This is a genomic window from Streptomyces sp. NPDC059994 (assembly GCF_042737755.1).
Taxonomy (GTDB): domain Bacteria; phylum Actinomycetota; class Actinomycetes; order Streptomycetales; family Streptomycetaceae; genus Streptomyces.
In genome coordinates this window covers 14,626-29,676 of record NZ_JBHWUR010000095.1, presented here as the reverse complement: position 1 = coordinate 29,676, position 15,051 = coordinate 14,626, and the positions used below count along the sequence as shown (strand labels likewise).

The 15,051-nt window shown below is 71.7% G+C and carries 14 protein-coding genes; 10 read left to right on the top strand and 4 right to left on the bottom strand.

All coding sequences use genetic code 11. The features are described 5' to 3' along the window. The 4 genes from ACFWA7_RS31755 to ACFWA7_RS31740 form a co-directional block, all read right to left on the bottom strand. Positions 1–188, bottom strand: a 188-nt coding sequence (locus ACFWA7_RS31755) for a hypothetical protein (protein WP_385826546.1), incomplete at its 3' end; no start/stop codon positions are given. 250 nt (positions 189–438) lie between these two features. Next, complete coding sequence (locus tag ACFWA7_RS31750) at positions 439–1,098, bottom strand: LuxR C-terminal-related transcriptional regulator (protein WP_385826552.1); 660 nt, start codon at positions 1,096–1,098, stop codon at positions 439–441. 487 nt (positions 1,099–1,585) lie between these two features. Next, entirely contained in the window at positions 1,586–2,893 is a 1,308-nt protein-coding gene (locus ACFWA7_RS31745; RefSeq protein ID WP_385826550.1) for a sensor histidine kinase, read from the bottom strand. A 176-nt stretch (positions 2,894–3,069) separates the two neighbouring features. Beyond that, positions 3,070–4,395 carry a sensor histidine kinase gene (locus tag ACFWA7_RS31740; RefSeq protein ID WP_385545180.1) on the bottom strand — a complete coding sequence of 442 codons (1,326 nt, stop codon included), beginning with the start codon at positions 4,393–4,395 and terminating at the stop codon, positions 3,070–3,072. 312 nt (positions 4,396–4,707) lie between these two features. Between ACFWA7_RS31740 and ACFWA7_RS31735 the strand changes: the two genes are divergently transcribed. From ACFWA7_RS31735 to ACFWA7_RS31690, 10 genes are read left to right on the top strand one after another with little or no spacing between them, the layout of a single operon-like run. After that, positions 4,708–5,106, top strand: coding sequence for an NADH-quinone oxidoreductase subunit A (locus ACFWA7_RS31735; RefSeq protein WP_190092168.1), 399 nt, complete (start codon positions 4,708–4,710; stop codon positions 5,104–5,106). Next, a complete protein-coding gene (locus tag ACFWA7_RS31730; protein ID WP_385545176.1) occupies positions 5,097–5,861 on the top strand; it encodes an NADH-quinone oxidoreductase subunit B in 765 nt (254 codons plus the stop codon). The genes ACFWA7_RS31735 and ACFWA7_RS31730 overlap by 10 nt, the downstream gene beginning before the upstream one ends. Further along, positions 5,858–7,234, top strand: a complete 1,377-nt coding sequence (locus tag ACFWA7_RS31725) for an NADH-quinone oxidoreductase subunit C (protein ID WP_385826543.1) — start codon at positions 5,858–5,860, stop codon at positions 7,232–7,234. The genes ACFWA7_RS31730 and ACFWA7_RS31725 overlap by 4 nt, the downstream gene beginning before the upstream one ends. Continuing rightward, entirely contained in the window at positions 7,231–8,199 is a 969-nt protein-coding gene (locus tag ACFWA7_RS31720; protein WP_385545172.1) for an NADH-quinone oxidoreductase subunit H, read from the top strand. Before ACFWA7_RS31725 ends, ACFWA7_RS31720 begins: the two co-directional genes overlap by 4 nt. Beyond that, on the top strand, positions 8,199–8,798 hold the full coding sequence (locus tag ACFWA7_RS31715; protein ID WP_385545169.1) for a NuoI/complex I 23 kDa subunit family protein: 600 nt from the start codon (positions 8,199–8,201) through the stop codon (positions 8,796–8,798). Before ACFWA7_RS31720 ends, ACFWA7_RS31715 begins: the two co-directional genes overlap by 1 nt. Then, positions 8,795–9,394: an NADH-quinone oxidoreductase subunit J gene (locus ACFWA7_RS31710; RefSeq protein ID WP_385826541.1), complete on the top strand. Its 600-nt coding sequence runs from the start codon at positions 8,795–8,797 to the stop codon at positions 9,392–9,394. The genes ACFWA7_RS31715 and ACFWA7_RS31710 overlap by 4 nt, the downstream gene beginning before the upstream one ends. Beyond that, positions 9,394–9,753 carry an NADH-quinone oxidoreductase subunit NuoK gene (nuoK, locus tag ACFWA7_RS31705; RefSeq protein WP_361392146.1) on the top strand — a complete coding sequence of 120 codons (360 nt, stop codon included), beginning with the start codon at positions 9,394–9,396 and terminating at the stop codon, positions 9,751–9,753. Before ACFWA7_RS31710 ends, nuoK begins: the two co-directional genes overlap by 1 nt. Continuing rightward, positions 9,750–11,789 carry an NADH-quinone oxidoreductase subunit L gene (locus tag ACFWA7_RS31700; RefSeq protein WP_385826539.1) on the top strand — a complete coding sequence of 680 codons (2,040 nt, stop codon included), beginning with the start codon at positions 9,750–9,752 and terminating at the stop codon, positions 11,787–11,789. Before nuoK ends, ACFWA7_RS31700 begins: the two co-directional genes overlap by 4 nt. Before the next feature lie 27 nt (positions 11,790–11,816). Then, entirely contained in the window at positions 11,817–13,373 is a 1,557-nt protein-coding gene (locus ACFWA7_RS31695) for an NADH-quinone oxidoreductase subunit M (protein WP_385826548.1), read from the top strand. Beyond that, positions 13,370–15,031, top strand: coding sequence for an NADH-quinone oxidoreductase subunit N (locus ACFWA7_RS31690; RefSeq protein WP_385826537.1), 1,662 nt, complete (start codon positions 13,370–13,372; stop codon positions 15,029–15,031). Before ACFWA7_RS31695 ends, ACFWA7_RS31690 begins: the two co-directional genes overlap by 4 nt. The last annotated feature ends 20 nt before the right edge of the window (positions 15,032–15,051 follow it).

The window sequence follows — 15,051 nt, the reverse complement described above, 5'->3', positions numbered from 1 at the left end:
GAGGCGGTCTCCGAAGTGAACCGGTCACCCGTGAGCTGCATCCCGTCACCCGAATCACCCGCGAAGCGAATGATCACCCGATCAAGGCGCTTGACCTCTTTCGTGCCCACGGGTTGGCGCTGCTCACCGACGAGGGCCTCATCGGCCCCGTCTGCCTGCTCGGCTGGCGTACTGACCTGGCTGGTCACTGAACTGGACCTCCCTGGGACGGGCTGCTCGGGCGCGCCCGGAGAACCGGTCGCTCCAAAGCCCACCCTACGTCGGTAAGGGTCGCCTTCCCTGGATGGATCGCATCCTGGACGCCCTTTTGAGATGGTCCAATGCCCCGGTTTGTCATATTTCAGTCGCCCCCCGGCTCCGTCTGGTAAGACGCCCCTCGCTCGGTCTTTGGTTGTAGGCCGCTACCCTGCCCGACTCATCTGACAGGGTGTCAGGTGTTCAGGAATTGAGATAGGTCAGCACCGCGAGCACCCGGCGGTGGTCGCCATCACTTGGGGAGAGGCCCAGCTTCAGGAAGATGTTGCTCACGTGCTTCTCGACGGCGCCGTCGCTCACGACCAGCTGTTTCGCGACCGCGTTGTTCGTGCGCCCCTCGGCCATCAGGCCGAGGACCTCGCGCTCGCGCGGCGTGAGCCCGGCCAGTACGTCCTGCTTACGGCTGCGGCCGAGCAGCTGGGCCACCACCTCGGGGTCGAGGGCGGTACCGCCCTGGGCGACCCTTACGACGGCGTCCACGAACTCCCTGACCTCGGCGACGCGGTCCTTGAGCAGATAGCCCACTCCGCGGCTGGAGCCGGCCAGCAGTTCGGTGGCGTACCGCTCCTCCACGTACTGCGACAGCACGAGTACGCCCACACCGGGGTACAGCTTCCGCAGCAGCACCGCGGCCCGTACGCCCTCGTCGGTGTGGGTCGGCGGCATCCGTACATCCGCGACCACCACGTCCGGCAGCGCGTTCTGGTCGGCGAGCTCGCCGACGATCTTGACCAGCGCGTCTCCGTCGCCGACCCCGGCGACGACGTCGTGCCCCCGGTCGGTCAGCAGGCGGGTCAGTCCCTCCCGAAGCAGCACTGAATCCTCGGCGATGACGATCCGCACCCTGTCCTCCACGATCTGCAGCCCCCCGGCTCGGTGTTGCTCGGCTGTGCACACCCGACGGCTGTGCCCACCCAGCATCCCAGCATCCGGACCGCGCTGCGCGAAATCCCGAGGGCGAAGAGGGGGGCGGGGGTTTCGTCTGCGGGTTCGGTGGGGGCTGGTCGCGCGGTTCCCCGCGCCCCCTGAGCCATAACGGGGCCCGGCCACATTTCAGCCCCTCCGGCGTTTGAGGAGCGGGGTCCGGGGGCGGAGACCCCAAAGCGGCGGCAGGGGGCGGAGCTCCCGCCCCTCAGGGGCGCGGGGCTGTGGCAAGAGCGGCTCCGCCGCGTGGCCGCGACCAGCCACAGACGGCCCGCAGCCGAACGGAGTTCGGGGCTCAGCCCCGCAACGGGGTCCGGGGGCGCGGTCCCAGGGAAGCCCACCCCACCCCCGGAGGCCGCGCGGCGGAGCCGTAAATGTCACAGCGGGAAGGGGCGAGGTGGGGCCACTACGCCCGCCACGGCAGCTCCGCCGTGACCGTCGTAGGCCCGCCCCGGGGCGAATCCACGACCAGAATCCCGTCCACCGCGTCCAGCCGTTCCGCGAGCCCCGCGAGCCCGGACCCGCCGTCCACCGACGCCCCGCCCCGCCCGTTGTCCGTGACCTGCAGCATCAGCCGGTCCTGAGCCCGCCACACATCCACCCCGGCCCGGCTCGCCCCACTGTGCTTGCTCACGTTCTGGAGCAGCTCGGAGACGGTGAAGTACGCGATCCCCTCGATGGCCGGCACGGGGCGGCCCGGCAGATCCACCTCCACCTGCACCGCCACCGTGCACCGCGAGGCGACGGACGACAGCGCGGCGTCCAGGCCGCGGTCGGTCAGGACGGCGGGATGGATGCCCCGGGCCAGGTCGCGCAGCTCCTGGAGCGCCACCTTCACCTCGCCGTGCGCCGAGTCCACCATCCGCGCCGCCGCGTGCGGATCCTCGGTGAGCTTTTCCTTCGCAAGGCCCAGATCCATCGCGAGGGCGACCAGCCGGGCCTGCGCGCCGTCGTGCAGATCCCGCTCGATGCGCCGCAGGTCCGCCGCGGACGTGTCCACGACCACGCCCCGGTCCGACTCCAGCTCCACCACCCGTTCCTCAAGCCGCGACGGCCCGAGCAGCCCGAAGAGAAGACCCCGGTCGACGTACGCGAACCCCCGGATGACCCACGGCACGGCGAGCGTGACGACCAGTCCGACCAGCACGGTCAGGGTGATCTCGAACGGCGAGTCCAGATAGAAGTCGTGCGTCCCGTCCCCGTACAGCTGGAGTCCGTCCTGCCCGGTGTACATGGGGAACACCCACTGCCACAGCGGGTACGTCAGCAGCCCCCACCCGTACACCCACAGCGACAGCGAGACCACGAACGAGAAGAGCGCCCACGGGAAGTGCAGCACCGAGTACAGCAGATGGCGCCAGGAGACCCCGCTCTTCAGCACGGCTCCGATCCAGGCCATCCCGCGTTTGCCCCGCACGGGCTGCGGCGCGGCCACGTTCACGCCGAGCAGTGCGCGCGCCCGCTTGCGCTCCAGCGTGCCGAAGGCCCGGCACCCGACGAGTCCGGCCGCGAGCACCGGGATCCCGAGGAACGTGATCAGCAGCCCGGCGCTCAGCGACACCATGACGATGGCCCAGGCGAACATGACGATGCTGATCGGCAGGCTGAGCAGCAGATAGCCGAACTCACGGAACGTCCGGGCCTCCAGCGGCGCGCGGAGCGCCGGCGGAAGGAAGTGCCGCCGTGCAGGCCGCTGCCCGTACTCCGTCTCCATGATCATCGGTCCGTCCGTTCCGTTTCCGCTGATGCGGCCGATGCGGCCGATGCAGCTGCTGTAAGCGTGGCCGCGTTCTCGTACGTACAAGACTGCTGGTCGCGGCCGCCCCGGACCATGGAGCCGGTCACCGTCTTGGGCGGGGGGTTTTCCCTACCCCGGCTCCGGGGCCGGCCCTACTCCTTCGGCCCCCGGGCCCGCCACGGCAGCTCCGCCGTGACGATCGTCGGGCCGCCCGGCGGCGAGTCGAGCACGAACAGCCCGTCCACGGCGCCAAGGCGTTCGGCGAGACCCGCCATGCCCGTACCGCCGTCAAGCCGCGCGCCCCCGCGCCCGTCGTCCTCGACCTGGATGAGCAGCCGGTCGCCCGCCCGCCACACCTCCACCGAGGCCGCCCGCGCGCCGCTGTGCTTGCTGACGTTCTGGAGCAGCTCGGAGACGGTGAAGTACGCGATGCCCTCGATCGCCGCCGCGGGCCTTTCCCGTACGTCCACCGTCACCTTCACCGGCACCGTGCAGCGCGAGGCGACCGACGACATGGCGGCGTCCAGGCCCCGGTCGGTGAGGACCGCCGGGTGGATGCCCCGGGCCAGGTCACGCAGCTCCTGGAGGGCGAGCTTGACCTCGCCGTGCGCCTCGTCGACCATCGCCGCCACGGTTTCGTCGGCCTGGCCCTCCAGGAGCTTCTCCTTGGCGAGGCCGAGTCCCATGGCGAGGGCGACGAGCCGGGCCTGCGCGCCGTCGTGCAGATCGCGTTCGATCCGGCGCAGATCGGCCGCCGCCGTGTCCACGACCACCCCACGGTCCGACTCCAGTTCGGCGATCCGCCGCTCCAGGTCGTCCGAGGGCGAGAGCAGCGCCCGCACCATCGCCCGGTCGGCGTTGGTGAGCACCCGGGCGATGAACCCGAGCACCGGCCACGCCACGAACAGGCTGACCATCGTGACGCCGAAGGTCAGCACGCCCCAGGGCAGCCGGATGAACTCGTAGAGCACATTCCGCCAGCCCACCGGGTCCTTCAGGCTCGTCCACAGCCAGCGCAGGGTCCCGCCGCGCGCGCCCTTCCGCAGCGCCCGGGCCGGGATCGGCGTGGGCTCGTCGATCCGTACACCGAGCAGCGCGCGCGCCCGCGCACGCTCCAGCTTGCCCAGCTGACGGGCGCCGACCAGACCGACCGCGAGCAGCGGCAGGCCGATCACGGTGACCGAGAGGCCGGCGCCGGTGAAGACCAGCACGGCCACGTAGACGAAGCCGATGAGCGCCATCGGCAGATTGGCGAGGAGATGCGCGATCTCCTTCCAGGTCTGCCGGTCGTAGGCGAACCGCGCGGGCGGCAGCCTCTCGTCGTCGGACGGCTGGTCGTGCGGCTGGTCGTACGACGGGTCGTGCGGCAGGCCGGGCGGCTGGTCGTGCGGCCGGCTCTGCGGCCGGTCGGACCGCCGCCCGGACCGTCGGCCGGCTCTGCGGCTCGGCCGCTGCTCGTCGCGGAAGGTGCTGGTCATGAAGGCAAGCCTGCCGGGCCGCGCGGCCCGGCGCCATGGGGTGGCTAGGCGGGTTCCGCCTGGGGAAAACCCCACCCCCGGTGCCGCCCACGACGTTCCGGAGCCACGCGCGCCAACGCGATCGGGTCACGCCCCTGGTCCTCTTCCGGACACGGGGGCGGTGCGCGCCGGGACGCCGCCGCCCGGGCGTCAGGTGTGCAACCTGCGTGAGACACCTGCTTACGCCGTCCTTAGCAGGGCCTAGACTCCCGTGCGTACAGATCGTCGAACAGACTGCAACGAAGCAACGAGGTCAGGGAGCGAGGGGCGGACGTGCCGGAACCGACCGTACGCCAGCTGTCGGCGGACTACTTCCACAGCTATTCGGTCGTCGGACTGCTCGCCGTCGTCGGCGTGCTCTTCGTCGCGGTGGCCTTCGGGGCCGGGCGCCTGCTGCGGCCGGTGGTCCCGACGCCGGAGAAGCTGCTCACGTACGAATGCGGAGTGGACCCCGTCGGCGAGGGCTGGGCGCACACCCAAGTGCGCTACTACGTCTATGCCTTCCTGTACGTGATCTTCGCCGTCGACTCGATCTTCCTCTTCCCGTGGGCGACGGTCTTCGCCGCCCCCGGATTCGGCGCGGCCACGCTGGTCGAGATGTTCATCTTCCTCGGCTTCCTGGCCGTGGGACTGCTCTACGCATGGAAGAAGGGCGTCCTCGAATGGACGTGACGTCTCCGGATCCCCAGTTCCTGCCCACGCCGAAAGTGGCCGAAAACGGCGCTCCGGCGCCCGCCGGGGCCTCGGCCGTGCAGGGCCAGCGCCTGGGCGTGCTCTCGCGCCTGGCGCCCGAGCCGATGAAGGTGGTCCTCAACTGGGGCCGCCGTTACAGCCTCTGGGTGTTCAACTTCGGACTCGCCTGCTGCGCGATCGAGTTCATCGCGGCCTCGATGGCCCGCCACGACTTCATCCGGCTCGGCGTGATCCCCTTCGCGCCCGGCCCGCGCCAGGCCGACCTCATGATCGTCTCCGGCACGGTGACGGACAAGATGGCCCCGGCGGTGAAGCGGCTGTACGAGCAGATGCCCGAGCCGAAGTACGTCATCTCCTTCGGCGCCTGCTCCAACTGCGGCGGCCCGTACTGGGACTCGTACTCGGTGACCAAGGGCGTCGACCAGATCATCCCGGTCGACGTGTACGTCCCCGGGTGCCCGCCCCGCCCCGAGGCGCTCCTCCAGGGCATCCTCAAGCTCCAGGAGAAGATCGCCCGCGAGTCCCTGGCCGAGCGCTACGCCACGCAGGCGTCACCGGCGCAGCTCACCAGCGGGCTGGTGACGGCTCCGGCGGCTCCGGCGGCGCCGAGTGCTTCGGGTGCGCCGGGGGCGGCTTCCGCCGGTGGGGCCGGTGGGGCCGGTGGGACTGAGGGGGCTTCCGGGGCCGCAGGGGCCTCCGAGAGCGACACGCCGACGCCGGGGGCCGCGCAGTGACCGCGTACGACCGTCTGCCCGACGCCGTCACCGAGATCTTCGGCGAGGAGGCCACCGCCGAGGAGGCGTACGGCCTCCTCACCGTCGACGTCCCCGCCGGCTCCTGGATCCCCTCGCTGGAGATCGCCCGCGACGAACTGGGCTGCACGTACTTCGACTGGCTCAGCGCGGTCGACGAGCCCGGCACCGGCTTCCGCGTCTGCGCACACGTCGTCTCCCTCGAAGGCCGCCGCGTCCGCCGTCTCCTCGTCCGTACGACCGTGCCCCACACCGCCCCCGTCCTGGCCTCGGCCGTCGACGTGTACGCGGGCGCGGGCTGGCACGAGCGCGAGACGCACGAGATGTTCGGCGTCACGTTCGAGGGCCACCCGAACCTGATCCCCCTCCTCCTCCCCGACGGCTTCGAGGGCCACCCCCTGCGCAAGGACTTCGTCCTCGCGGCGCGGGTCGCCAAGGCCTGGCCGGGCGCGAAGGAGCCGGGGGAGTCGGAGCACGGCGGCCCCAAGCGCCGCCAGATGCTCCCGCCCGGCGTCCCGGACCCGAACGAGTGGGGCCCCCTGAAGGGCCAGCTCCCGCCCGCCCCGGCCCGCACCCCGCGCGCCGCCGGCGACCGCCCGGTCCGCCGGACCCGTACGGTCACGGAGGGCTCCGCGACCCAGGCCCCGTCGGCGGCGACAACCGAGGGCGCCGCCGCGACTCCGCGCCGCGCCCGCAGCGCGTCCCAGGGCTCGGCGTCCCAGACGACCCCGTCGACGGACCCGTCCGCCACGGACGCCCCGGCGACCGGAGCCCCGACCCCGGAGGCACCCGCCCCGCGTCCGCGCCGCACCCGAAGCGCCACCGACGGCTCGGCCTCCCAGGCCCCGGAGGCACCGCAGACCCCGGATGCCCCTCAGGCCCCGGATGCCCCTCAGGCCCCTGCGGCACCTGAGGCCCCTGCGGCACCTAAGGCCCCGGAGGCCGCACCGGCCCCGCGGCGCACCCGCAGCACGGACGCCCCCTGGAACAACCCGCGTCCGGCGTTCGAGGACGCCCCGGAGACCCCGGACGCCCCGGAGACCCCGGAGACCCCGGCGGCCCCGGCGGCTGACGAGCCCACCGAAGCTACGGAAGCTACGGACGCTACGGAAGCTACGGACGCAACGGAAGCCACCGAAGCCACGGAAGCCACCGAAGCCACGGAAGCTACGGAAGCCACCGAAGCTACGGAAGCAACCGAAGCAACCGAAGCCACGGAAGCCACCGAGGCGCGGCCCGCCGAATCCGACGGCCGCGGCCGCAGCCGTGGCCGTGGCCGTGGCCCCGGCACCAACAGCACCGACCCCGACCCCGACCCCGAAACCGACACCCCCGCCGGAGGCGAACCCGCGTGAACGACGCACTCGACGTCGCCCTCCGGCTCCTCGTCGTCTTCGCCGTGTTCCTCGTCCTGCCCCTCGTCATCGGGCAGACCGAGCACAAGGTCATGGCCCATATGCAGGGCCGCCTCGGCCCGATGTACGCCGGCGGCTTCCACGGCTGGGCCCAGCTCGTCGCCGACGGCGTGAAGTTCGCGCAGAAGGAGGACGTGGTCCCGGCCGACGCCGACCGCCGCGTCTTCCAGCTCGCTCCCGCCGTCGCCCTGCTCCCGTACCTCCTCGTCCTGGTCGCGATCCCCGTCGGTCCGAGCGAGGGCGCCGTCGGCCAGGTCGTCGACGCGGGCATCTTCTTCGTACTCGCAGTCATGGGCGTCGGCGTACTCGGCTCGCTCATGGCGGGCTGGGCCTCGGCCAACAAGTTCTCCCTCCTCGGCGGACTGCGCACCGCCGCCCAGCTCCTCGCGTACGAGCTGCCCATGCTGCTCGCCGCCGCCTCCGTGGCGATGGCGGCCGGCACGGTCTCCCTCCCCGGCATCCTCAACGCCTTCGAGTGGTGGTGGCTGCCCTGGCAGATCGTCGGCGCCCTGGTCTTCTTCATCGCCGGGCTCGCCGAACTCCAGCGCCCGCCCTTCGACATGCCCGTCGCCGACTCCGAGATCATCTTCGGCGCGTACACCGAGTACACGGGCCTGCGCTTCGCCCTCTTCCTCCTCGCCGAGTACGCCGGGATCGTCGTCCTGTGCGGCCTCACCACCGTCCTGTTCCTGGGCGGCTGGCACGGCCCCTTCGGCGCCGACGGGCTCGGCTGGGTGTGGACGCTCCTCAAGACCGCGATCCTCGCCTTCGTCGTCATCTGGCTCCGCGTCAGCTACCCCCGGCTCCGCGAGGACCAGCTGCAGAAGCTCGCCTGGACCACGCTCATCCCGCTCGCTCTCGCGCAGATCGCGCTCACCGGCATCGTGAAGGTGGCGATCAACTGATGCCCCCGATCCCAGGTTCCGGCTTGGCCAAGGGCCTTGCCGTGACGCTGCGCACGATGACCAAGAAGACGGTCACCGCGCAGTACCCGGACGCCCAGCCCGAACTCCCGCCCCGCACCCGTGGCGTGATCGGCCTGTTCGAGGAGAACTGCACGGTCTGCATGCTCTGCGCCCGTGAGTGCCCCGACTGGTGCATCTACATCGACTCCCACAAGGAGACGATCCCGGCCGCCGCCCCCGGCGGCCGCGAGCGCAGCCGCAACGTCCTCGACCGCTTCGCCATCGACTTCTCCCTCTGCATGTACTGCGGTATCTGCATCGAGGTGTGTCCTTTCGACGCGCTGTTCTGGTCGCCCGAGTTCGAGTACGCGGAGACGGACATCCACGAACTCACCCACGAGCGCGACAAGCTCCGCGACTGGATGTGGACCGTCCCGGCCCCGCCCGCCCTCGACCCGGCGGCCGAGGAGCCCAAGGAGATCGCCGCGGCCCGCAAGACGGCCGAGAAGCTGGCCGCCGCGGAGGCAGCCCCCGAGGCCGCCCCGGCAGCAGAGGCGGCTCCCGAGGCCGCCCCCCGGACCGAGGAGGGCCAGGCATGATGCTCCTCGCCAGCGGTCACCACCCGGTGCACCACGGCTTCCTCTCCCCGACCGGGGTCGAGGTCGCGTTCCTGCTCGTCGCCGCGGTGACCTTCGGCGCCGCCGTCCTGACGGTCACGACCAAGCAGCTGGTGCACGCCGCCCTCTGGCTGGTCGTGGCGCTCGGCGGCCTCGCCGTCGAGTACCTCCTGCTCACCGCCGAGTTCATCGCCTGGGTGCAGGTACTGATCTACGTCGGTTCCGTCGTCGTCCTCCTCCTGTTCGGACTGATGCTGACCAGGGCGCCGATCGGCCGCTCCCCGGACGCCGACTCGGGCAATCGATGGGCCGCCCTCGTCGTCGCCCTGGCCGCCGCCGGCTCCCTCCTGTGGGTCGTCGTGGACGCCTTCCGGACGACCTGGACCAACCTCGCCGGGCCCGGCCAGGGCTCGACGAAGGTCTCCGGCTCGATCCTGTTCCGCCACTGGGTGCTGCCGTTCGAAGCGCTCTCCGTCCTCCTTCTCGCCGCCCTCGTCGGCGCGATCGTCATGTCCCGCAAGAGCGGCGACACGGACGGCGCCCCCGGCGACACCCCCAGAGACAAGGAGCAGCGCTGATGCACCTGATCTATCCGGCCGTCCTCGCCGTCCTCCTCTTCTGCACCGGTGTGTACGGAGTGCTCGCGCGCCGCAACGCGATCCTGGTCCTGATGTCCGTCGAGCTGATGCTCAACGCCGTCAACCTCAACCTCGTCGCCTTCGACGTCTGGCTGCGCGACACCCTCCACGCCGGCCAGGCGCTCACCCTGTTCACCATCGCCATCGCCGCCGCCGAGATCGGCATCGGCCTGGCGATCGTCCTGGCGGTGTACCGCAACCGGGGCACCGCGGACATCGACAAGCTCCGCGACACCGCCGAGGGCTCCGGCCCCGACGACCCCGCCGCCCCGGCACAGAAGGCTGAGGCCGCCGCGTGACCACCACGACCCTCGCCGTCCTCGTCCCCCTCCTTCCGTTCCTGGGCGCGGCCGCCGGACTCCTGCTCGGCCGCACCGCCCCCGGTTACGTACGCCCCCTGGCCGTACTGCCGACCCTGGCCGCGTTGGTCCTCGCCGTCGTCGTCGCCGTGGACCAGGGCGGCGGCAAGTCGATCGACGCGTCGAGGCGGCTCACCCCGACCGGGTCCGTCCCGGTCGACCTCGCCCTGCACCTCGACGGCTTCGCCGTCCTCGTCGCCGTGCTTGTCGGCCTGGTGGCGACCTGTGTGCAGCTGTATTCGACCGGGTACCTGCGCGACGACCCGCGCTACCCCTCGTACGCCGCTCTCGTCTCCCTCTTCACCTCCGCGATGCTGCTCGTCGTCTACTCCGGCGACCTGATGGTGCTGCTGGTCGGCTGGGAGATCATGGGCATCTGCTCGTACTTCCTGGTCGGCCACTACTGGGAGACCCGCGAGGCGCGCGCCGCCTCCCTCAAGGCCTTCCTGGTCACCAAGCTCGGTGACGTCCCCTTCCTGATCGGTCTGTTCGCACTGGCCACCGACGCCGGTACGTTCCGGATCACCGGGGTCGTCCAGGCCGCCCTCACCGGCGGGATCGACCACCCCACGCTGATCGCCCTGCTGCTCCTGGCCGGTGTGGCGGGCAAGTCCGCGCAGTTCCCGCTGCACACCTGGCTGCCCGACGCGATGGCGGGCCCGACCCCCGTCTCCGCGCTGATCCACGCCGCGACGATGGTCGCGGCCGGCATCTACTTCGTGGCCCGTCTCCTCCCCGTCTTCGCGGCCTCGGCGGCCGCCCTGACCGTGCTCGCCGTGATGGCCGCCGTCACGATGGTCGGCTCGGCGCTGGCCGCCCTCGCGCAGGACGACATCAAGCGCGTCCTCGCCTACTCGACGATCGGTCAGCTCGGCTACATGTCCGGCGCCCTGGCCGTCGGTGACCGCGGCGCCGCCGTCTTCCACCTCCTTTCGCACGGCGCCTTCAAGGCGCTGCTCTTCCTCGCGGCCGGCGTGATCATCCACGCCGCCGGCACCAACTCGCTGTCCGCCATGTCCCGCATGGACGGCCTCGCCAAGCGCATCCCCGACGCGTACTGGACGATGACCGTCGCCCTGCTCGCGCTCGCCGCCATTCCTCCCTTCGCCGGCTTCTTCTCCAAGGAAGCCGTCCTGTCGGCCGCCGAGCACACCGTCCTCGGCGACAGCACGGTCGCCCCGCAGGGCACCGGCTGGATCGTGCTGATCGCCGGTCTGCTCACCGCCCTGCTGACCGCCGCGTACGCCACCCGCCTGTGGCTGATGGCCTTCCGCGGCAAGGGCGCCCCGGACCCCGCCCTTCCCCAAGCTCTCAACTCCGTTCGAGCAGGGGAGACCCCAAGCCGCCAGCCCGTGGCGATGAACGCCGTGCTCTGGGTGCTCGCGATCCCGTCCATCGGCTTCGGGCTGACCACCGGCTACCTCGACGACTGGTTCGACGGCCACGCGCTCACCCCTGCCCTGACCACCTCGGTACTCTCGACCGGCGTCGCCCTGGTCGGCGGACTCGTCACGTACGCCACCTGGCGGCACACCAGCGCCCTGGCCGCGCGCATCCCGATCGGCGCGGTCGCCGCCCACCCGGAGGCGGACGGAAGCCTGGTCGAGGAAGAGGCCATCGCCAGCCACACCCCGGCCTACGGCGATATCGCCTCGGCGTACGACCCGGCCGACCCGGGCCGCCTCCTGCTCGGCCCGCTGCACCGCCACGCGGCCACCGGCTTCCACCTGGACGCGGTCTACCGGACGCTGTTCGTCCGTCCCGTGCTCGCCGCCGCCTCACTGGTCCGCTTCCTGGACCGCGAGGTCGTCGAGACGTACGTACAAGGCGCGGGCGCCCTTCCCCGCTGGCTGGGCGCGGCCGTGCGCAAGGCCCAGACCGGCAATGTGCAGACCTATCTCAGCGCGCTGCTCGCGGGCTCCGCCGTCCTGGCGCTCGTCGCCGTCGTCCTTGCCAACGCCAACGCCGGATCGTGAGCCGTGATTGATATCAGCGCGTCCGTGATGCAGTTCCTTCTCGCGTTCATCGTGGTCGGCCCGCTCGTCGGCGCGGTGGCGGCGCTGCTGCCCGCCCCGCCCGGACTGAAGGGGAAGTCGCCCGGCCAGGCCGTGCTCCGCCACGGCGTTACGGTCACCGGCGCGATCCTGCTCGCGGCGATCGTCCTGGCGCTCGGCTTCGACCGCGACCACCCGTCGAGGATGCAGGCCACGACGGACATCAAGTGGATCCCCACGCTGAACGTGCGCATCCACCTCGGCATCGACGGCATCTCACTCCCCCTTCTCGTCCTGACCGCGCTGCTGACCTTCCTCTGCGCGCTGTACAGCTACTTCAAGATGCCCGTGGGCCCGTCCCCGAAGGCCTTCGTCGCTCTTCTGCTCGTACTGGAGTCCGGCACCCTCGCCACCTTCGCCGTCCTCGATCTGCTGCTGTTCTTCCTCGCGTTCGAGATGGTCCTCATCCCGATGTACTTCCTGATCGCCCGCTGGGGCGGCGACCAACGGCAGGCCGCCGCCTGGAAGTTCATCCTCTACACCCTGCTCGGCTCCGTCGTGATGCTGCTCGGCCTGCTGCTGATCGGGCTGAAGACCGGCACCTTCGACATGGTGGCACTCGCCACTGACAACGGCCGGGGGATGACCACATCGGTGCAGGTCATCGCCGTTTTGGCGATCGGGATCGGGCTCGCGGTGAAGACCCCGATGTGGCCGCTGCACAGCTGGCTGCCGGACGCCCACACCGCCGCGCCCACCGTCGGTTCGGTGCTGCTCGCAGGCGTGCTGCTGAAGATGGGTACGTATGGATTCGTCCGGATCGTGCTGCCCATCGCCCCCGATGGAATGCACCGGTTCGCCCCGTATCTGGCGGCCTTCGCCGTCGCCGGGATCATCTACGGATCGCTGGCCTGCCTGGCCCTGGCCAAGCGCGGCAACAAGGGCGATCTGAAGCGCCTCATCGCGTACTCCTCGGTCGGCCACATGGGCTTCGTGCTCCTCGGCATCGCGAGCATGACCCCCACCGGCGTCAACGGCGCGCTCTTCGCGAACATCGCCCACGGCCTCATCACCGGCCTGCTCTTCTTCCTGGTCGGCGCCCTCAAGGACCGGTACGGCACGGCCGACCTGGACACCCTCTCCGGCGCGACCGGCGCCGCCCTCTACGGCCGGGCCCCGCGCCTGGGCGGCCTCCTGGCCTTCGCGGCGGTCGCCTCGCTCGGGCTGCCGGGCCTCGCCGGGTTCTGGGGCGAAATGCTGGCCATGTTCGGCGCGTTCGACCCGGCCGACGGCCTCAGCCGCTCCGCCTTCCTCACCTTCGTGGCCATCGCGGGCTTCGGCACGCTGCTCACCGCCGCGTATCTGCTCGTCGTCGTCCGCCGCGTCTGCATGGGCACGCCGGGCACCCAGCCGCACGAGCCCCGGCTCGTGGACGTCCAGGGGTACGAAGCCGCCGCCTGGAGCCCGCTCGTGGCCCTCACCGTCCTCGCCGGCCTCTGGCCCGCGGTCCTCCTCGGCCTCACCGATCCGGCCGTCCACAAGCTCCTCGCAGGAGGCAAGTCGTGACCGTGGCCGCCGCAAGCGCCCCAGCCGCCACCGGCGCCGCAAGCGTCGTCCAGTCCGTGGACTGGCTCGCGATCGCCCCGCCGGTGATCACCGCGTCCGTCGCGCTGATCGTGCTGGTCGCCGACCTCTTCCTGCCGCAGAAGCGCAAGCCGCTGCTCGGCGGGATCGCCATCGCCGGGCTCGGCGCCGCGCTGCTCCTCCTGATCCCGCTCCACAAGTCGACGCGCTCGACCTTCTGCCTCACCACCAACCCCGAGGCGTGCAGCTACACCGTCGACCGCTTCACCCTGGTGCTCCAGTTCGTGGTGCTCGGCGGCGCCCTGCTCACCGCGCTGCTGTCGATGACGGAGCTCACCGAAAGCAACGAGAAGCTGCCCGCGGGCGAGTTCTGGTTCCTGCTGCTCTCCTCGGCCGCCGGCGCCGCCCTGCTGCCCGCCTCCCGCGACCTGGCCACCCTGGTCGTCGCCCTGGAGGTCGCCTCGCTGCCGGCCTTCGCGCTCGTCGGCCTCAAGCGGGGCGACCGGCTGTCCTCGGAGGCGGCCCTCAAGTTCTTCCTCTCCTCGGTGACCGCGACCGCGGTGATGCTGCTCGGCGTCAGCTTCGTGTACGCGGCGACCGGCACCCTGCACCTCACCGAGATCGCCAACCGGCTTGCCGACGTGCCCTACCAGCTGGACACCGTCGCCCAGACCGGAGTCGCGCTGACCCTGGTGGGCTTCGCCTTCAAGACGGCCGCGGTCCCCTTCCACTTCTGGGTCCCCGACACCTACGTGGGCGCGCCGCTGCCGGTCGCCGCCTATCTGTCGGTCGTCGGCAAGGCCGTCGGCTTCTCCGGCCTCATCCTGGTGGCCGTCATCGCCTTCCCGGCGTACGCGGACGTGTGGGGCCCGGCGCTCGCGGTCGTCGCCGCGCTGACGATGACCGTCGGCAATGTGGGCGCGCTGCGCCAGTCGGCCACGCGCGCGTACAGCGCGGTCCGCCTGCTCGCCTGGTCCTCCGTCGGCCAGGCCGGCTACCTCCTGGTGCCGATCGCGGCCGCGGGCTACTCCAGCGACGCCCAGGTCGGCGCGACCGTCGCGTACGCCCTGATGTACGCCGTGGTGAACCTCGGCGCCTTCGCGGTGGCCGCGCTGGTCGCCCGTACGCGGCCGCTGAACCGTATCGCCGACTACCGCGGCCTGTACGCCGAGCGCCCGTTCGCGGCGCTCGCGCTCGGCTTCTTCCTGCTCTGCCTGGCCGGTCTGCCGCCGGGCATCATCGGCCTGTTCGCCAAGGTGACGGTCTTCTCGGCGGCGGTCGACGCGGGCCTGGGCTGGCTGGCGGTCGTCATGGCGCTCAACGTCGTGATCGCCCTGTACTACTACCTGCGGTGGACCGCCGTCCTGTTCCGCGCGCCGGAGGGGGCCGAGGCGCCCGTGGAGGGGGCGGAGGCCGTGGTGGCGGGAGCCGGGAAGACCTCGGCAGGCGCCGGACCGGGCGGGCCCGTTGGTGCCGGTTCCGGTGGCGCTGTGGGTGCCGGAGCCGTGGGCGTGCCCGCCGCGCGCCCCCGCGTCCCGGCCCCGCTCACCGTCGCCATCGCGCTCACCGCGCTCGCCGCCGTCGCCCTGTCGGGCATGCCCCAGGTGGCCCTGCACTTCGCGTCCATCAGCCTTTTCTGACCCGGTCTGCCCAGGCCCGG